General features: G+C 66.0%; 13 protein-coding genes and 1 tRNA gene. 3 read left to right on the top strand and 11 right to left on the bottom strand.

Annotation, left to right across the window (positions count from 1 at the left end; genetic code table 11):
• Positions 1-71: 71 nt before the first annotated feature.
• From ACM0PK_RS17230 to radA, 3 genes are all read right to left on the bottom strand, one after another.
• Positions 72-2,378, bottom strand: a complete 2,307-nt coding sequence (locus tag ACM0PK_RS17230) for a tetratricopeptide repeat protein (protein WP_414606827.1) — start codon at positions 2,376-2,378, stop codon at positions 72-74.
• Positions 2,379-2,427: 49 nt separating this feature from the next.
• Complete coding sequence (locus ACM0PK_RS17225) at positions 2,428-4,284, bottom strand: ATP-binding protein (protein ID WP_134972395.1); 1,857 nt, start codon at positions 4,282-4,284, stop codon at positions 2,428-2,430.
• A 112-nt stretch (positions 4,285-4,396) separates the two neighbouring features.
• Positions 4,397-5,773, bottom strand: coding sequence for a DNA repair protein RadA (gene radA / locus ACM0PK_RS17220; protein WP_005408586.1), 1,377 nt, complete (start codon positions 5,771-5,773; stop codon positions 4,397-4,399).
• A gap of 150 nt (positions 5,774-5,923) precedes the next feature.
• Between radA and ACM0PK_RS17215 the strand changes: the two genes are divergently transcribed.
• Positions 5,924-7,981, top strand: a complete 2,058-nt coding sequence (locus ACM0PK_RS17215; RefSeq protein ID WP_414606828.1) for a putative bifunctional diguanylate cyclase/phosphodiesterase — start codon at positions 5,924-5,926, stop codon at positions 7,979-7,981.
• A gap of 158 nt (positions 7,982-8,139) precedes the next feature.
• On the opposite strand, the gene cyoD is transcribed toward ACM0PK_RS17215, so the two are convergent.
• The 4 genes from cyoD to cyoA are packed head-to-tail and all read right to left on the bottom strand — an operon-like array spanning position 8,140 to position 12,156.
• Positions 8,140-8,481, bottom strand: coding sequence for a cytochrome o ubiquinol oxidase subunit IV (cyoD, locus tag ACM0PK_RS17210; RefSeq protein ID WP_005415725.1), 342 nt, complete (start codon positions 8,479-8,481; stop codon positions 8,140-8,142).
• Complete coding sequence (cyoC, locus tag ACM0PK_RS17205) at positions 8,481-9,119, bottom strand: cytochrome o ubiquinol oxidase subunit III (RefSeq protein WP_005408583.1); 639 nt, start codon at positions 9,117-9,119, stop codon at positions 8,481-8,483. Before cyoC ends, cyoD begins: the two co-directional genes overlap by 1 nt.
• Entirely contained in the window at positions 9,116-11,113 is a 1,998-nt protein-coding gene (gene cyoB, locus ACM0PK_RS17200; RefSeq protein WP_414606829.1) for a cytochrome o ubiquinol oxidase subunit I, read from the bottom strand. The genes cyoC and cyoB overlap by 4 nt, the downstream gene beginning before the upstream one ends.
• Before the next feature lie 2 nt (positions 11,114-11,115).
• On the bottom strand, positions 11,116-12,156 hold the full coding sequence (gene cyoA / locus ACM0PK_RS17195) for a ubiquinol oxidase subunit II (RefSeq protein WP_005415723.1): 1,041 nt from the start codon (positions 12,154-12,156) through the stop codon (positions 11,116-11,118).
• A gap of 353 nt (positions 12,157-12,509) precedes the next feature.
• Here cyoA and ACM0PK_RS17190 point away from each other — a divergent pair, with 353 nt between their 5' ends.
• Positions 12,510-13,145 carry a GyrI-like domain-containing protein gene (locus ACM0PK_RS17190; protein ID WP_414606830.1) on the top strand — a complete coding sequence of 212 codons (636 nt, stop codon included), beginning with the start codon at positions 12,510-12,512 and terminating at the stop codon, positions 13,143-13,145.
• Between the two features lie 20 nt (positions 13,146-13,165).
• Positions 13,166-13,498, top strand: a complete 333-nt coding sequence (locus ACM0PK_RS17185; RefSeq protein WP_111201639.1) for a hypothetical protein — start codon at positions 13,166-13,168, stop codon at positions 13,496-13,498.
• A gap of 95 nt (positions 13,499-13,593) precedes the next feature.
• Here the strand turns inward: ACM0PK_RS17185 and ACM0PK_RS17180 are convergent.
• From ACM0PK_RS17180 to ACM0PK_RS17165, 4 genes are all read right to left on the bottom strand, one after another.
• A tRNA-Thr gene (locus ACM0PK_RS17180) sits at positions 13,594-13,669 on the bottom strand.
• Positions 13,670-13,754: 85 nt separating this feature from the next.
• Positions 13,755-14,081, bottom strand: coding sequence for a hypothetical protein (locus ACM0PK_RS17175; protein ID WP_111201640.1), 327 nt, complete (start codon positions 14,079-14,081; stop codon positions 13,755-13,757).
• Positions 14,082-14,132: 51 nt separating this feature from the next.
• Positions 14,133-15,143 (bottom strand): 2-hydroxyacid dehydrogenase, encoded by a 1,011-nt coding sequence (locus ACM0PK_RS17170; RefSeq protein WP_134972497.1) that lies wholly within the window; start codon positions 15,141-15,143, stop codon positions 14,133-14,135.
• A gap of 97 nt (positions 15,144-15,240) precedes the next feature.
• A complete protein-coding gene (locus tag ACM0PK_RS17165) occupies positions 15,241-18,114 on the bottom strand; it encodes an autotransporter domain-containing protein (protein ID WP_414606831.1) in 2,874 nt (957 codons plus the stop codon).
• Positions 18,115-18,280 lie beyond the last annotated feature (166 nt).

Raw genomic sequence — 18,280 nt, 5'->3', positions numbered from 1 at the left:
CCGGCCGCTGGCCGGCAATACAGGATCTCCCGGTGCTGCCGGCCAGCGGCCGGCACTACCCGATATCCGGCCTACAACCCGTAACGCTCGATCACGTCCAGATGCGGCTGGCGATCCTGGTCACAGGCTTCAGCCAGGCGCAGCCAGCAATGCGGATGCGGCCACGTCGCGGTGTGCTGCTGCAGGAAGCGGTGCAGTGCCAGCGGTGCGTGGTCCTGCGGCTGGGCCACGGTGAACAGCAGGCCGGGCAGCGTACCCTCTTCCACATCGGGGTCGGTGACGGTGTAGTCCGGCCGGCTGTGTGACCACACCTTCCAGCCCTGTGCTTCGGCCGCCTCGACGAAGGCATTCCAGGCCTCTTCGCCCGGGTGCGCGCCATCGATCATCCAGCTGCGGGCGAAGCCGCCGCGCTCCAGCACATGCACCTGCGCATAGGTCGGGATGAAATGCTCGCGTGCTTCCTCCTCCTCTGGTGCCGGATGCACCAGCGCGGCATCGAACACCACCCAGTCGCCCACCTGCTGGGCGCGGTTGGACGGTGCGTTCTCGACGATGCGCGCGGTCACCGGACCGCTGCGACGGGCGTAGTACTCCATCGGCTCGCCGTTTTCTTCGCTGCGGATGATCACCCAGCCCCACGGCTCCTCTACCACGCCGTCCTGGCTGGACAATTCCATGCCAAGCGCCGCCGCCGAGCGGCGCACGGCGTCCCAGTCGCGCGCGGCGCTGGCTGCGCTCATGTGGTCCCAATGCGCGGCATTGGGCTCGTCCAGCAGCTCCACCAGCTGTGCATAACAGGCCTGGGCCTCGCTGAAACGGCCGGTTTCCATGTACATGCGCGCCAGCGTGCCGCGCGCGCCGTGCGAGCCCGGAGACAGCTCCAGAAGCGATCGGGCCGCCTGCTCCAGCGCCGGCCAGTCGGACACGCGGCGTGCACGCTGCACCTCGCACCAGTGCGCGAACACCGGCACGCTGCCGCGATAGAGATCGGCCAGCTGGCGCAGTCCGTCGTCGTCGCCCTGTTCGGCCAGCCAACGCATCAGCGTGTAGGCCGCGGGGCCATCGTGCTGGGTGTGGCCGCGCACGAACCGCCACAGCAGCGACCGCGCCTCGGCCTGCGCGCCGCAGGCATTCAGTGCCGAGGCGGCCATGTCGGCCAGCGCCTCGTCATCGGGCAGCTCGGCATGCGCCTGCAGCAACCACTGCGCTTCGCGCTCGGGATCGCGCGACTGGTTCTGTTCGCCCTGCGCGTCCAGCCATGCCAGCAGCTCGCCCGCCGGCACCGGCAGCGGCGCGACGTCCGGCAATGCCTCGATGCGCGCGGCCAGGCCTGCCACGAGCGCCGCAGCACCCCGATCCTGGCGCAGCTGCGCCAGATGGGTGCGGGCCAGTTCCAGCTGCCGAAGTGCGACCCAGCGCGCGCCACGCTGCAGCGCCAGCTCAAGGCTCAACGCCGCGACTTCGATCAGCAGGCGGTGCGAACCGACCCGTGCGAAGTGCTCGATGATGGTGTTGAAGCGCGTGCCCAGATCCCACGTATTGCGCGCGGGATCACGCTGGCACAGTGCTGCGGCGGTGTTTGCCCACAGCCGCCAGTAGTTCGGGGTCAGCTCGCTCCACGGCACCAGCTGCTGCAGCGCCTCTTCGTCGCGGCCCAGCTGGGCCAGCGCCCAGGCCTTGGACAGGCGACGCGGCACCGTGCAGTTGGCCGGCTCGTACTCTCCGGACGCAGCAACTTCGGCCTCCCGTTTCTCGATCAGCGCCAGTGCCTCATCGGCACGGCCCATGCCCAGCAGGATCTTGATCTGCATCTCCGGGAAGCTGTCGAACACTTCCTTGCCACAGGCTTCCACGGCATCGGCCTGCACCTGCAGGTAATCCAGCGCCGCCTGGCCACGGCCATCATCGAGCAGCGCATCGGCCTTCTCGCAGCTCAGGCACTGGAAACAGGCCCAGCTCGGATCGATGCGGCCAAGGGTTTCGTCGCAGACCTCGATGCGCTCGGGCACCCAGCCCGGGCCGTCGATATTGCCGTAGCAGGCGGCCAGGTCCTGGGTCACGCAGATCGACTGCGGGCATTCCAGGGTGTCCTCGCGGTGCGCGCGCTCGAACAGCGCTACGGCTTCGCCGAGTGCGCTCTCGCCTTCCACGCGGTTGCCGACGCGGTTGCGCAGCGCCCAGTGGCCGACGTAGACGTCGACCCACGGGTTGTCCAGCGCCTTGCCCAGGGCGCGTGCTTCGGGCAGCAGCGCATCGACGCGGTCGATCTGCAGTTCACTGACCTCGTCGGCGAGACGGTTCAGCAGGTGCGCGTTCTGCGCCTGGCCGGCCTGGCGCAGGTCACCCTGCAGCTTTTCGACCCAGTTCCAGATGTCCATGGGGGTAATTGCTCCTGTCTAGCGAAGGCTGGATGAGAAGGTGCGGTGCTCAGCGCAGCATCTGCTGCAGGGCGCCGGCGATGTCGGTGAAGGCGCCGTTGAGGTCCGGGCCGGGCGTAGCGTTCGTTCGTGCCAGCGGGCGGCCCTGCGCGGCGACGATGATTTTCAGCGAGCGCAGCAGGCGCGCCGCAGCCTCAGCCTGTGGGTGGCCCTCGTGCTGGGCGCGCAGCAGTGCCTGCACCGCCGGGTTGTCGAGATTGAGATACAGCCGCGACGGTGCGCGCGATTCGATGCGCGCGGTGAACTGGCGCGCCAGGCGCAGCGCGGCCATCGAGACGCGCTTGTCGTTCTCGTCGTCTTCCAGCCGCTGCTTCAGCTCGGCCTCGCGATCGGGCACCACCACCACCGGCAGCGCCTCCGGGCTGAAACGCGCGGGCAGCAGCTGCTCGCCGTCGCCCAGTTGTTCGCGCAGCCACGCCAGCTGCGCCTCGTCGAGGCTGTCATCACTGCGGAACAGTGCGCGGTTGCCCTGCTCGGTGCCGAGCTCGACCAGGCGCAGGCCCTTGGCCTGGGCCCAGCGCCGCAGGAACGGCACCACCGCGTAGCGATGGCCATGCGCGACCGGTACGCCCATCGCGCGGAACAGCATCTCTTCAAAGCCACCGCCGTTGTCGAGGATGACATGCACGGCACCGCGCGCCGGCAGCGCACTGGCCGGCAGGTCGCCCTGCGAAGTCGGCACCCGCACATGCTCCATCAGCAGTTCGAACAGGCGCTCATCGCACAGTGCCGCGCCCAGCAGCGCCTCGTTGTGGCGGGTCAGCACGCGCCGCCAGGCTTCCGGTTGCTGCTTCGCAACGTCGGCCAGGCCGTCGATCAGCGCCTCCAGAAGTGCATGCTGCACCGCGCGGTACTGGTCATCGCGCTGCAGGTCTTCGCGGCTGGCGGTGGGCGTCAACCGCGAGGATTCGATCACCCCGCCGATGAAACCGGCCCACGGCGGCAGCAGGTCGCGCGCGTCGTCATCCAGCAGCATCCCACGCACGAACACCGACAGGTTACGGTTGTCGCTGGTGCCATAGGTGGCGCCGTCCTGCACCCACAGCAGGCCAGTGGCATCGCTGTTGCCATCGGCACGCAACGGCACGGTGACGATCGGTTCGAAATCGTGCTCGAACCGCGCGGCGAACTGCAGCGCCTGCCGGCGGGCCTGCACCGGATGCACGGCGACCTCCCCCTGGCCGCGCCACGGCGGCGGCTCGGGATTGAGCGCCTCGCCCGCAGCACCGATGAAGATCGGCTCGGACAGCAACGCGCAGTAGCGGCCCAGCACCTCATGCAGGCGCGCCTCGTTGGCCAGCGGCAGGAAGTCCGGATGCAGCTCCAGCTCCACCTCGGTGCCGACCGCGCGTGCAGGCACTTCGCTGACGGTGTATTGCTCGGCGTTGCTGGACACGTACAGATGGCCCAGATCCGGCGCCTGGTACGAGGTGGTTCGCACACTGACCCGGCGCGCCAGCACGAAGGCCGACAGGAAGCCGAGGCCGAACATGCCGATCAGCCCTTCATCGTCCTCACCGCCCTGGCGCAGGCCACGGGTGTAGCCGACGCCGACGGTGGCCAGGTAATCGTGGATCTCCTGGCGGGTCAGGCCGGCCCCAGTATCGGTGATGCGCAGCACGCCGGCACCGGCATCAACCTGCACCGAAATGCGCGAAGGCACGTCAACACCGGGCTGCTCGATGCGGCGGCGGATGATCGAGTCATGCGCGTTCTGCACCAGCTCACGCAGCGCCACCACCGGGGTGGAATACAGGTGCTTGCCCAGCACCGTCATCAATCCATTGAGATCGACCCCAGCGCGACGGATCTCGGCGTTGGGGGCGGTGAGTGCGGTGTCCTGCATGTAATCGTTTACTCCTGGGCACGGAAAGACGCCAGAGGGCGTCTTCGTCGAGCGGGAAAAACTAGCACAAGGAAGCTGACCGTTGCCGTGATTGACGTTTGTAGGGCCGGCATCACGCCGCGTCGATGGCCTCGGACAGGCGTTCTACCGCGATCACCTCCATGCCTTTCACCGAACCGCCCTTGGGCGCATTGGCCTTGGGCACGATGGCGCGCTTGAAGCCATGGGTGGCGGCCTCGCGCAGGCGGTCTTCGCCATTGGGCACCGGGCGGATCTCGCCGGACAGGCCCACCTCGCCGAAGGCGATGGTCTTCTCCGCCAGCGGCCGATCCTGCAGCGACGACAACACCGCCAGCAGCACCGGTAGATCGGCGGCGGTCTCCTGGACGCGGATGCCACCGACCACATTGACGAACACGTCCTGGTCGCCGACCAGTACACCGCCATGGCGATGCAGCACTGCCAGCAGCATCGCCAGGCGATTCTGCTCCAGGCCGACCGCGACACGGCGCGGGTTCGACAGCGGCGATGCGTCGACCAGCGCCTGTACCTCCACCAGCAGCGGCCGCGTGCCCTCGCGGGTGACCATCACGCAGCTGCCCGGCTGATGGGTGCTGCCGCCGGACAGGAAGATCGCCGAGGGGTTGGAGACCTCCTTCAGGCCCTTGTCGCCCATCGCGAACACACCCAGCTCGTTGACCGCACCGAAGCGGTTCTTGAACGCGCGCAACAGGCGGAAGCGGCTGCCGCTCTCGCCTTCGAAGTACAGCACCGCGTCCACCATGTGCTCCAGCACGCGCGGGCCGGCGATGCCGCCTTCCTTGGTCACATGGCCGACCAGGAACACGGCAGTGCCGGTTTCCTTGGCGAACCGCACCAGCCGCGCCGCGCTCTCCCGCACCTGGCTGACCGAACCGGGCGCAGCGGTCAGGCTCTCGGTCCACAGGGTCTGCACCGAATCGGCCACGATCAGCCGCGGCCCAGCCCTGGAGGCATGCTGCAGGATCGACTCGACCCCGGTCTCGGCCAGCGCATTGACGCCATCCAGCGGCAGCTCCAGGCGATGCGCACGGCCAGCCACCTGCGCCAGCGACTCTTCGCCGGTGACGTACAGCACAGGCAGTTCAGCGGCCATCTTCGCCACCGCCTGCAGCAGCAGCGTCGACTTGCCGATGCCCGGGTCGCCGCCCACCAGCACCACCGCGCCTTCGACCAGGCCGCCGCCCAGCACACGGTCGAACTCGCCGATGCCGGTGGAGACCCGGCGATGCTCGGTCTGCTCCACATCCTTCAGCGCAGTGATCTTCGGCGGATCGATCTTGCCGGCCCAGCCCGCCCGGCGCGAGGCCGGCGCCTTGGCCGCCGCCGCGCTCTCCAGCACGATTTCCGACAACGAGTTCCAGGCGTTGCACTCGGTGCACTGGCCCTGCCACTTGCTGAATTCGGCGCCGCATTCATTGCAGACGTAGGCGGTGCGGGCTTTGGCCATCGGATGATTTCCAGCAACGGGAACAGGCGTGGCAGGATAGCCGAGCCGGGTCGCAGCTGCTGCGACCGCTCAAGTCCTGCCCACCCGCGCCGATAGGGGTCGCGGGCGTGCGCCTTGCGGGCGCCCCCTTCCTCCCCCACTGGATTCAACATGACTGGCAGTTACAGTCAGAGCCTGGTCATCATCTCCCTGCTGGTGGCCATTCTTGCTTCGTACACGGCGCTGGACATGGCCGGGCGCCTGGCCACCGCCGAGGGGCGCGTGGCGCGCTGGTGGCTGGCCGGAGGCGCGGCGGCCATGGGCCTGGGCATCTGGTCCATGCACTTCATCGGCATGCTCGCCTTCGACCTTCCGATCCCGGTGGGCTATGACCTCGGCATCACCCTGTACTCGCTGGCGGTCTCGATCGGTGCCTCGGCCTATGCGCTGTGGCTGGTATCGCGCCCCAGCCTGCCGTGGCGCCGGCTGCTGGCCGGGGCCGTGCTGATGGGCCTGGGCATCGCTACCATGCACTACCTGGGCATGGCTGCGATGCGCATGCAGCCCGGCATCGACTACCACCCGGGCTGGTTTGCCGCCTCCATCGCGGTGGCCATCGGTGCCGCTGGCGCCGCCCTGTGGATCGCCTTCCGCCTGCGCGCAGAGCAGCGCCACACCCTGCGCCTGCGCGCGCTCGCATCGCTGGTGATGGGCCTGGCCATCGTGGGCATGCATTACACCGGCATGGCGGCGGCGCGCTTCCCCGAAGGCAGCCTCTGTGGCGCGGTCGGCAGTGGCGGCATCGACCCGCGCTGGCTGGCGGTGCTGGTGATCGTCACCACCGTGGCCACGCTGGGCATCGCCCTGGTGGCCTCGCTGTTCGACCGGCAGATGCGCGTGCGCACCGGGCTGCTGGCCGATTCGCTGGCGCACGCCAACGACAAGCTGATCCAGGCCGCGCTGCACGATCCCTTGACCCAGCTGCCCAACCGCATGCTGCTGCAGGACCGCATCGAGCAGGCCATCGAGAAGGCGCGGCGCCGCAATCATGCGGTGGCGGTGATGTTCTGCGACCTGGATGGTTTCAAGGCGGTCAATGATGCCTATGGCCATCAGCTTGGCGACCGCCTGCTGGTGGCGGTGGCACAGCGCATCGGCGGCCTGCTGCGCCCGCAGGACACGTTCGCCCGCCTCGGCGGCGACGAGTTCGTGATCGTGCTGGCCATCGACATTCCCGACGATGCGGTCGTGGTGGCCGAGCGCATCATTGCCGCCGCCGGTGAGCCGTTCACGCTGGATGCGGCCGAACTGCAGGTCAGCGCGAGCCTGGGCATCGCCCTGTACCCGGATGATGCCAGCAACGAGCGCGAGCTGATGGCGCACGCCGATGCGGCGATGTACCACACCAAGGAAACCGGGCGGAACGGCTATACCTTCTTCACGCCCTCGATGCAGCTCAGTGCCAATCGCCAGTTGCGCCTGCTGCAGGACCTGCGCAAGGCCATCGCCCGCAACGAACTGATCCTGCATTACCAGCCCAAATTTCCGGCCGCGGGCGCACCGGCCACCGGCGCCGAGGCGCTGCTGCGCTGGCAGCACCCGGAGCTGGGGCTGCTGGCGCCGGATGTGTTCATTCCGATCGCCGAACGCAGCGGCCTGATCCTGCCGATCGGTGACTGGGTACTGGACCAGGCCTGCGCGCAACTGCGGGAATGGCACGATGCCGGGCATGCGGAATGGACAATGGCGGTGAACCTGTCGCCGCTGCAGTTCGCCTCGCCGGCACTGCTGGACAGCGTGCGCGAGGTGCTGGAGCGGCACCGGATCGAACCGGCACGGCTGACCCTGGAGATCACCGAGACCACGGCGATGAAGGACGTCGATGCCAGCTTGGCGATCCTCAGCGACCTGACCGCAATGGGCGTGCACATCGCCATCGATGATTTCGGTACCGGCTACTCCAGCCTGCTGTACCTCAAGCGGATGCCAGCCACCGAACTGAAGATCGACCGTGCGTTCGTGCACGACCTGGAACGCAATGACGAGGACGCCGCCATCGTCTCGTCGATCATCGCGCTGGGCCGCACCCTGCAGCTGCAGGTGGTGGCCGAAGGCGTGGAGACCCAGGCGCAGCGCGAGTACCTGAGCGAGCTCGGCTGCGACCAGCTGCAGGGCTACCATCTGGGCCGGCCGATGGAGGCCGAAGAGTTCCTGCGCCGGGTGGGATGAGGCGAGCGTCTCCTCCACGCACGGGATGGAACCACGGGTAGAGCCGGCCGCTGGCCGGCGTCCCGCAATTGCCGGCCAGCGACCGGCACTACCGGACAACGGAAAACCAGAAAGGCCGCCCGAGGGCGGCCTTTCTGCGCGGCAACGTCGCGAGGACGTCAGTGCATCATGTGCACGTTCATGTTGTGCATGACCCACAGGGTGCCGATCACGATGATGCCGATCACCACGACGGTGAAGGCCGCAGCGTTGACGTTCCAGCGGCTTTCCGAAGAGCGGTCCAGGTGCAGGAAGAACACCAGGTGGACCAGCATCTGCAGCACCGCGGTGACCGCGATCACCACACCGTTGACGGTGCGCGAGAAATCGCCCGACATCACCATCCAGAACGGGATGACGGTCAGCACCACCGCCAGCACGAAGCCGATCAGGTACGACTTCACGCTGCCGTGGCTTTCGCCGCCGGTGCCGTGGTCGTGTGCATGGTTGTCATGTGCCATTACAGCGCTCCATTGAGGTAGACGACGGAGAACACGCCGATCCAGATCAGGTCCAGGAAGTGCCAGAACAGGCTCAGGCACGCCATGCGGGTCTTGTTGGTCGGGGTCAGGCCGTACTTCTTCAGCTGCACGAACATCACCAGCAGCCACAGCAGGCCGGCGCTGACGTGCAGGCCGTGGGTACCGACCAGGGCGAAGAACGCCGACAGGAAGGCACTGCGGTCCGGACCGTAGCCCTGATGGATCAGGTGCTGGAACTCCCACACTTCCATGCACATGAAGCCGAAGCCCAGCAGCCAGGTGATGCCCAGCCACAGGTACATCTGGCCCATCTGCTTGCGGTGCATGGCAATCATGCCCAGGCCGAAGGTCAGCGACGAGGTCAGCAGCAGCGCGGTTTCCCACGCCACGAACGGCAGCTCGAACAAGTCCTTCGCGGTGGGACCGCCATCGGTACCGCCTGCCAGCACCACGTAGGTGGCGAACAGCGAGGCGAAGATGAGGCAGTCGCTCATCAGGTACACCCAGAAACCGAAGACGGTGTTGCCGCCGGTATCGTGGTGCTCGTGGTCGTCATGGCCATGGGCCGCCGCATGCGCGGCGTGCCCGTGGCTCAGGGTCGAGGTATTGGTGCTCATGCCTTCAGCTCCGACTTCACCAGGCCCTGGGCTTCCAGGTGCTTGCGGTGTTCGTTCTCGATGCGTTCCACCTCGGCGGCCGGGACCCAGTAGTCCACGTCCTGGTCGAAGGTGCGGTAGATGAACGTGGCGATCATGCCGACGAAGCCGACGATGGCCAGCCACCAGATGTGCCAGATCATCGCGAAGCCGAACACCAGGCTGAAGGCACCGATGACAACGCCCGTGCCGGTGTTGCGCGGCATGTGGATGTCGGTGTACTTGGCCGGCTTCGGCCAGGCTTCACCCCGCTGCTTGCGCTCCCAGAAATCGTCCAGCTCGGTGACTTCCGGCAGCGTCGCGAAGTTGTAGAAGGCCGGCGGCGAGGAGGTTTCCCACTCCAGCGTACGGGCATCCCACGGGTCGCCGGTCAGGTCGACGGTCTTCTTGCGGTCGCGGATCGTCACGGCCACCTGGATGATCTGGCACAGGATGCCGGCGCCGACGATGAACGCGCCGCAGGCAGCAACCAGCAGCAGCGGCTCGTAGGCCGGGTTCACGGTGCTCTGCAGGCGACGGGTCATGCCCATGAAGCCCAGCACGTACATCGGCATGAAGGTCACGTAGAAGCCGATGAACCAGCACCAGAACGCGCACTTGCCCCAGAACTCATTGAGGCGGAAGCCGAACATCTTCGGCCACCAGTAGGTGATGCCGGCGAACATGCCGAACACCACGCCGCCGATGATGACGTTGTGGAAGTGGGCGATCAGGAACAGGCTGTTGTGCAGCACGAAGTCGATGGCCGGAATCGCCAGCATCACGCCGGTCATGCCGCCGATGACGAAGGTGACCATGAAGCCGATGGTCCACAGCACCGGGGTGGTGAAGTGCACGCGGCCACGGAACATGGTGAACAGCCAGTTGAAGATCTTCACGCCGGTCGGGATCGAGATGATCATCGTCGTGATGCCGAAGAAGGCATTGACGTTGGCACCCGAACCCATGGTGAAGAAGTGGTGCAGCCACACGATGAACGACAGCACGCCGATGCAGGCGGTGGCGTAGACCATGCCCTTGTAGCCGAACAGCGCCTTGCGCGAGAAGGTCGCGATGACTTCGGAGAACACACCGAACGCCGGCAGGACCAGGATGTACACCTCCGGGTGACCCCAGATCCAGATCAGGTTGATGTACAGCATGGCGTTGCCGCCACCGTCATTGGTGAAGAAGTGCGTACCCAGGTAACGGTCCAGGGTCAGCAGCACCAGGGTGATGGTCAGCACCGGGAACGCGGCGACGATCAGCACGTTGGTCACCAGGGCAGTCCAGGTGAACACCGGCATCTGCATCAGCTTCATGCTGGGGGTACGCATCTTCAGGATGGTGATGAAGAAGTTGATACCGCTCAGCGTGGTACCCAGGCCAGCGACCTGTAGACCCCAGATGTAGTAGTCCATGCCGACGCTTGGACTGTATTCGATGCCCGACAACGGCGGGAACGCCAGCCAGCCGGTGGCAGCGAACTCACCGATCCACAGCGACAGCATGATCAGGACCGCACCGGACACGAACAGCCAGAAGCTGAGCGAGTTGACGAACGGGAACGCGACGTCGCGCGCACCGATCTGCAGCGGCACGGCCAGGTTCATCAGGCCGGTGATCAGCGGCATCGCCACGAAGAAGATCATGATCACGCCGTGGGCGGTGAAGATCTGGTCGTAGTGGTGCGGCGGCAGGTAACCCTCGGAACCACCGACGGCGATGGCCTGCTGGGTACGCATCATGATGGCGTCGGAGAAACCGCGCAGCAGCATGACGAAGGCGACGATGAGGTACATCACGCCGATCTTCTTGTGATCCACCGAAGTGAACCACTCCTTCCACAGATAGCCCCACAGCTTGAACTTGGTGATCAGGGCGACGACGCCCAGGCCACCAAGAACCGCGCCGACCAGGGTGGTCAGCACGATCGGATCGTGGGGGATCGACTCAAGAGAGAGTTTTCCCAACATGTTCATTCTCCCGAACCCGCGTGGCCGGCATGGCCTGCGTGTTCGTGTTCGGTGGCATCCAGGTTTTCACCCGATTCCTTGGAATCATGCGCGTCACTCGGGGCGTGGCCCTCGTGCGCTTCATGGGTGGCGGCATCGGCAGCGGCGGCACCAGCATGCGAGTGCTTCATGCCGTAATGCTTGTTGTCGCCCATGTGCTTGGCGATGACCCAGTCGAACAGGCCTTCTTCGGTCTTGCCGAAGTAAGTGACCGGATACCACTCGGCGTTGCGTGCTTCACCCAGGGCCTTGAACGAGGCCTTGTCCAGGGTCTGCTCGCCGGCGCGGACCTGGTCCAGCCACTGGCGGTACTCGGCATCGGTGACCGAGTAGGCGGTGAAGTGCATCTTGGCGAAGCCCGCGCCGCTGTAGTGCGAGGACATGCCCGGGAATTCACCGGTCTCGTTGGCGATCAGGTGGAGCTTGGTCTCCATCGCAGCCATCGAGTAGATCATGCTGCCCAGGTGCGGGATGAAGAATGCATTCATCACCGAATCGGACGTGATCTTGAAGTTCAGCGGCGTGTTGACCGGGAACTTGATTTCGTTGACGACCGCCACCTTCTCTTCCGGATAGATGAACAGCCACTTCCAGTCCAGCGAGATCGCCTCGATGGTGACCGGCTTGACGTCCGAATCCAGCGGACGATACGGGTCCAGTGCGTGCGACGAACGCCAGGTCAGGACCGCCAGCACCAGCACGATCATGCAGGGAATGGACCACACCACCACCTCGATCGCCGTCGAGTGGGACCACTTCGGCTCGTAACGGGCCTTGGTGTTGGAGGCGCGATACTTCCACGCGAACGTCAGGGTCATGATGATGACCGGGATGACGACCAGCAGCATGAGCACGGTGGCCGTGATCAGCAGGGTCTTCTCATCCTGGCCGATCTGGCCCTTCGGACTGAGGATGGCCACGGCATCGCAGCCGGTGAGCATCACCAGCAACGACAGCAGCAGGCCCGGGCGCAACCAGCGCCCAAGGGTTTTCAACGGAATCATCGGTCGATCCAATTGCGAGGGAATGCCGTTCCCCGTCCCTGCCTGTTCCAGCCAAAGCCGGTCCCACCGGTCCGGAAGACAGGCAGGGAGGTGGGGGCGAGTCAGCCTTTCAATTTTAGGCCGTCACCCACCATTTAAGAAAGGCATTGACAATGATCGAGCGCAGGAAAGGCCCGATTCTGGCTGCGACACGTTGTCGCACCGCGCAGGCGCGGCGGGCAAAACAGCCGGGGGCGGCATCCTAGCATCGAGTGGTGGCCGGCGCTCCGCCCTCGTTCGGCAAAGTCATCTGAACCTGTTCAGGCGTGCTGGCAGGTGCCTGGCGTGGGATGCTCGGCGCAGGAGGAAGGCCCGTGGACAAGATCGACTTCAGGAAGCGCGACCGGGCGCTCTATCAGGCCCCGATGGGCCGGTTCGTGACCGTGGACGTACCGCCCCTGCCCTACGTGATGGTCGATGGTCGCGGCGACCCGAACACGGCCCCCGCCTACCTGCAGGCCGTGCAGTGGCTGTATTCGGTGAGCTATGCACTGAAGTTCGCGCTGAAGGCCGAAGGGCGCGATTACGTGGTGCCACCGCTGGAAGCGCTGTGGAGCGCCGAGGACCCGGCCAGCTTCGCCGCGCGGCGCAAGGATGAGTGGGCCTGGACCGTAATGATCCGCACGCCCGAGGGCATCGGCCCCGCACTGTGGCAGGCCGCGATCGGCAAGGCGCGCACGAAGCTGCGGGACGCGCCGCCCAGCCTTCGCCATCAGATCCTTGCCGAGGGCCCCAGCCTGCAGACCTTGCATGTAGGCGCCTACGACGACGAAGGCCCCATCCTGGCGCAGCTGCATGACGAAGTGATGCCCGCACTGGGATACACCTTTGCCGGGTCCCATCATGAGATCTACCTCAGCGACCCACGCAGGACCGAGGCGGCGCGGTTGAAGACCGTGCTGCGGCAGCCGGTGCGGCCGATCGGGCCTGATGAGGATTCCCGCAGATGACACAAGGCACAAGGAATGCCATGCGCCTGATCAGCCGACTGCTGCACTGGACCACCGTGCCCGCCGGGCGCCGCCTGATGGCCGTGCTGGGTGCTGCACTGGTAATCGTGCTGGCCTGCAATCCGGATCTGCTGCCGTTGCTGCCGGTGGTGGATGCGCTGGGGCTGGACGTGCTGATGCTGTTGCTGGGTGCGCAGGTGGTGGCGGTACTGCCTTGGGTGCGGGAGCGGGCCGCGCGCGGGATCAGAGTGCTTGCACGCCTGATGATCGGTGCATTGGCGGGAGCTGCAGGTGGTTATCTCCGGCAGCTGGCGTGGTGGCTGGCGAAGGATGCAGGGATGACGAGGCGTTGATGAAGGCTTGCAGCCTTCAGTGAGGTGGCCATCCAAGGATCACCGGCGGGCGCAAACAAAAAGCCCCAACCAAGGCCGGGGCTTTTCATTGCAACTGGTGCCGGAAACAGGAGTCGAACCTGCGACCTACGCATTACGAATGCGCCGCTCTACCAACTGAGCTATTCCGGCCTAGCTGGGCATTGTAGGACTACAAGCAACATGCGGTCAATGGCCGCGCATCTACCCTCTTCATGGGCCAACAAGCCGCTACCAGCTACTGATAGTGGCTTTCACGGATGACCTTGGAACATCGCTGGTCGAGATCAACATGAAATGACTTCAGTCCACCTTCTGGCAGCAGAACCCTGTCATGGACGTGCTGGACCGAGAAGCCAATATCTGCGGTGCCGGAAGACTCCTCCGCAATCCGATACATCTCCCGTTTCCATCCCCTCGTCTCTTGAACGTAAGTCTCGATTGTTGTCACGCATCGTTCTAGCCCTTCCCACCCCTTCTCGCCTCGGGACTCCTCCGCTGCACAGCCGCCCGCCATCAGCAATGGAAACAGCAGCCCAACTTTCAAGGTGACTAAGCGTTTCATCTGCGCCCCTCAATGATAGGTATGAAAACGCACACCCCTCATGACTTCCAATCATCTCAGCGATGTCTCCACCCGGTTCGCACACACCCGCCCCTCGGCGAAATCCCGCAGGTTCCCCAGCGTGATTGCCGATATCTCCTGCAGCGCCTCTACGGTGAAGAAGCCCTGGTGGCCGGTCACCAGCACGTTGGGGAAGGTCATCAGGCGCTGGAAGGCCTCGTCGTCGATGATCTCGCCGGACAGGTCCTGGAAGAACAGCGCGCTTTCCTGCTCGTAGACGTCGATGGCCAGATGACCCAGCCGCCGTGACTTCAGCGCGCGGATCACCGCATGGGTATCGACCAGCCCGCCGCGCGAGGTGTTGACCAGCATCGCGCCGGTCTTCATCCGCGCAAGCGAGGCGTCGTTGATCAGATGCTGGGTATCGGGTGTCAGCGGGCAATGCAGCGACACGATATCGGCGCGCGCCAGCAGTTCATCCAGCCCAACCATGTCGCCCACGCCGGCGAAGGCCGGCGATGGATACGGGTCATGCCCCAGCACGGTGCAGCCCATGCCGTGGAAGATGCGCGCGGTGGCCAGGCCGATCTTGCCGGTGCCGACGATGCCGACCGTGCGCCCATGCAGAGTGCGGCCGAGCAGGCCATCGAGCATGAAGTTGCCCTCGCGCACGCGATTGTAGGCGCGATGGGTCTGCCGGTTGAGCGTCATCACCAGCGCCAGCGCGTGCTCGGCCACGGCCTCGGGCGAATAGGCAGGAACACGGGCCACGAAAAGATCCAGCGCTTTCGCGGCGACGAGATCCACGTTGTTGAAACCCGCGCAGCGCAGCAGCACGGCGCGCACGCCCAACGCATGCAGGGCGTGCAGAACCGGCGCGTCCAGGCGGTCGTTGACGAACACGCATACCGCGGCGCAGTCCTGTGCCAACGCAGCGGTATGCACGTCCAGCGCGGCATCGAAGTACACGAATGCAAAGCCCTGCCCGGCCGCATCGCGCTGGTTGGCCTCGTCGAGGAAGCGACGATCGTAGGGGCGGGCACTGAAAACGGCGATCTGCATGGACAGGCCTGGCTGGAATTCCCTGCCGACCATACCGCAGCACCTGCCCTGATGGGATGGTCCCGGCGATACGGATATCGCCGGGACCGAATGCCCCTTAGAACCGGTAGCCCAGGCCCAGCATCACGCCGTTCTGGATCTGCCCGTCGCGGCGCTCACCCACGTAGTCGGCCATGATCGACAGGCGCTCGCTGGCGCGACTGGTCACGCCGACGTTCCAGGCCAGCACCTGCTCGCCCACGGCCTGGCTGCTGGCACCAAACAGCAGGTCCGGGGCCGCAGCAAAGCCGGTGCTGTAGCGCGCCTGCGAATCGCCCAGCTCCTTCTGCCAGACCACGCGGGCACGCGGGGTAATGCGCTCACCGTTGTTGCCTTCGAAGGTCTTGAACAGCTGCAGGCCGGCACCCACACGAATGCTCTCCAGGCTGCCGCTGCGGCCCACCAGCGCACCGGCGCCCTGCCCTTCATTGAAACGGGTGGCCGAGGTCCGTGCGTAGTCCACCACCGGCAGCAGCGGCTGGATCACCAGACCCTTTCCAGTGGTGAAGGAGAACGCATGCTCCACCCGTGCCGAGATGGCATCGTTGCTGTACTTCGCGCGCAGAGGCTGCTGCAGCCCATCAATGCCGCCGACACTGCGGCGGGTGTCATGCCGCAGGTCGGTGTAGCGCACGGCAGCCGACAGGTAGCCCCGCGAATAGGTCGCATCCAGGTAGCCGCCCACATCCAGCGCGCGTACGTCGCCACTGAAGCCGGAGCCGTCGCTGGCCTTGGTCGACATGTCGGCGGCGGCCACGCTCACGCCGAGGGTCACGCGGTCATCGGCCACGCGGGTATCGGCACCGATCACGATGCCGCCGACAGTGTGGCTCAGGCCGGCCACACCACCGTCGGCGTCGATGCGGCCATGGCTGGCGAAACCGCGTGCCCACAGGCCATGGCTGCGCCCCGCCACGCCGCTGTCGCCAGCAGCCTCGCCCGCCGGCTCGACCAGATGCATGGCCAGCTGATTGAACAGGCTGCCATGGCGCATGCCTGGCTGCGCCGAGACCGACTGCGCCGCCTGCGAGGCCAGGCCATCGGCATCGCCGCCACTGCGCATCGCTGCCTGGTGCTGCTGCACGACGTTGCCGATGCTGCCGATCAGTGCATTGTCGGCCAGGCGCAGGCTGGCGTGCGCGTCACCGCGCAGGGCGCCAGCCTGCTGTGCGATCACATCACGGTCAGCGAACTGCAGCGCGCCAAGCAACGACTTCAGGCCGCTGTCCTGGCGGGCCGATGCAGCGGCCAGCGCGCGCCCCAGGCCGTCGCCGGAGGTGCCGTTGGTGAACAGGCCCAGCTGGTCGAAGCCTGGATTGGCGGTCAACCACAGGCCATCGGCGGTCTGGTTGACGTTGAAGCTGAGCAGCGAATTGTGGCGCGGGCGGAACACTTCACCGGCCGTGATGCTGGCGCTGTAACCGGCATCGCCCAGCCGCACGGCATCCTGGAAGCCCCCCTGGTAGATCGGTCCTTCCACCAGGTCGCGACGGTAGGTGCCGGCATAGAAGCCCTGGGCGACGTTCAACGCCAGGTGTGCGCCCTGCGCGATCACCAGCGCGCCCTCCTCGGAGCCGCCATCGTAGAAGCTGCCCACGCGCAGGCGGCCACTGCCGGTACCACCGGTTTCGGTAACGTCGAACAGCACCTGCCCGCCGGGCATGATGTTGACGTAGCCGTGGGTCACCAGATCACCACCACGCGGCATCAGCGTGCCGAACACGCGCAGGCGGTTGAAGCCGTCTTCGCGGTAGGACGGGCCGGTGCCATCCAGCAACGCATCGCTGTCGGTGCCGACCGATGCGATATCGCCATGGCCAACCACGATGCTGCCCGGCATCACCCGCAGTTCGGGAGTGCGCAGCGCACCACCCTCCAGTGCGATGGTGCCGTTGTCCACCAGAATGAAATCGGCGCCGGTGGTTTCGGCGGTGCGCCAGGTGGCGCCGTTGCTGACACGGATCACGCCCGCCGAACTGCCCAGGGTGGACGCATCCAGATCGGCCAGCCGCAACTGGCCGCGCAGCTCTTCCTGGAGGTCGGGATCGGCGAGCAGCTGTTGCAGCGACTGCGTGCCGATGCCGTTCGGCCCCCGCGTGGAGACGTTGTACAGGCTCACCGCGTAGTTGATGTAGGTGCTGGCCCAGTCGGTGTTCCAGCGCGCGAAATCGTCGTCGACGAAGGCCTGCAGCTGGCGCGCGGTGCGCAGGTAGCCCGGGTTGATGTCGCCGCTGACGTTGCTGGTGACACGGAGGGTGTCGCCCGGATCGCGATAGCCTGCCGTGTTGATGATGTTGTTGCCGCGGATGTCCTGGCCCGGGAACGACTCCAGCTTGCTGCCGCTGCCATCCGGATCGAAGGTGACCGACGTACCCGTGGTGCGCGCCGGGTCGCGGAATACCAGCAGGCCATTGGGTTGAACCACTTCATACATCGCCTTGTGCAACAGGCCCGCATCCATCCCGCCGCCGTAGTTGCCTGTGTAGATCTGGGTCATGCGCGCTGACGGCGCATAGGTGATCTTGCCGCCACTGCTGGCGGCATGGATCTGCACCGAGTCGACCAGTGGCAGATCGCCGCCGAGGTAACGGTTGAGGCCACCGGACTGCATGATCGAGCAGGACGAGATGCAGTGGCCGGACACGATGGTGTCCAGGCCCTGGGTGCGGATCACCGCCTGCAGCCACTCGCCGGCGATCAGCGCGCCACCATTGGATGTGCGCAGCACGACCTCGCGGATCGGACGGCCTTCAGCCTGTGCCTTGGCCAGCAGCGCGGGCAGCGCCACCACGTCGGCGACGGTCACGCCGCCGCTGAGGAAGACGCGATCGTCCCGCACGTGATAATTCATTGCCATGACGTCATCAACCGCCGCCATGGCGGTGATGCCCATCAGCCCGGCCAGGGCCAGGCTCAACTTCGAATGCTTCATGTGTTCTCTCTCCACCCGCAACACACGGGTCAGGAGTTCAACGTCCGGGCGGCGCAAACTCCCCCAGCGCACCAGCCCCCGAAACATGAATGCATTCACAATGGAATCAGGGGCCATGCACACTCTTCCCCATCCGGTCATCGTCGCGTAAAACTCGAAGACGCAC

Origin of the sequence: Stenotrophomonas sp. FR010 (genome assembly GCF_047520755.2) — a bacterium.
GTDB lineage: Bacteria > Pseudomonadota > Gammaproteobacteria > Xanthomonadales > Xanthomonadaceae > Stenotrophomonas > Stenotrophomonas sepilia.
The sequence above is the reverse complement of the archived record's forward strand: the minus strand, read 5'-3'. Positions and strand labels throughout refer to the sequence as shown.

Excerpts from the sequence above, each read along its gene's own strand:
- ACM0PK_RS17230 (WP_414606827.1), bottom strand. The coding sequence starts at position 2,378 with ATGGACATCTGGAACTGGGTCGAAAAGCTGCAGGGTGACCTGCGCCAG.
- ACM0PK_RS17225 (WP_134972395.1), bottom strand. The coding sequence starts at position 4,284 with ATGCAGGACACCGCACTCACCGCCCCCAACGCCGAGATCCGTCGCGCT.
- radA (WP_005408586.1), bottom strand. The coding sequence starts at position 5,773 with ATGGCCAAAGCCCGCACCGCCTACGTCTGCAATGAATGCGGCGCCGAA.
- ACM0PK_RS17215 (WP_414606828.1), top strand. The coding sequence starts at position 5,924 with ATGACTGGCAGTTACAGTCAGAGCCTGGTCATCATCTCCCTGCTGGTG.
- cyoD (WP_005415725.1), bottom strand. The coding sequence starts at position 8,481 with ATGGCACATGACAACCATGCACACGACCACGGCACCGGCGGCGAAAGC.
- cyoC (WP_005408583.1), bottom strand. The coding sequence starts at position 9,119 with ATGAGCACCAATACCTCGACCCTGAGCCACGGGCACGCCGCGCATGCG.
- cyoB (WP_414606829.1), bottom strand. The coding sequence starts at position 11,113 with ATGTTGGGAAAACTCTCTCTTGAGTCGATCCCCCACGATCCGATCGTG.
- cyoA (WP_005415723.1), bottom strand. The coding sequence starts at position 12,156 with ATGATTCCGTTGAAAACCCTTGGGCGCTGGTTGCGCCCGGGCCTGCTG.
- ACM0PK_RS17185 (WP_111201639.1), top strand. The coding sequence starts at position 13,166 with ATGCGCCTGATCAGCCGACTGCTGCACTGGACCACCGTGCCCGCCGGG.
- ACM0PK_RS17175 (WP_111201640.1), bottom strand. The coding sequence starts at position 14,081 with ATGAAACGCTTAGTCACCTTGAAAGTTGGGCTGCTGTTTCCATTGCTG.
- ACM0PK_RS17170 (WP_134972497.1), bottom strand. The coding sequence starts at position 15,143 with ATGCAGATCGCCGTTTTCAGTGCCCGCCCCTACGATCGTCGCTTCCTC.
- ACM0PK_RS17165 (WP_414606831.1), bottom strand. The coding sequence starts at position 18,114 with ATGAAGCATTCGAAGTTGAGCCTGGCCCTGGCCGGGCTGATGGGCATC.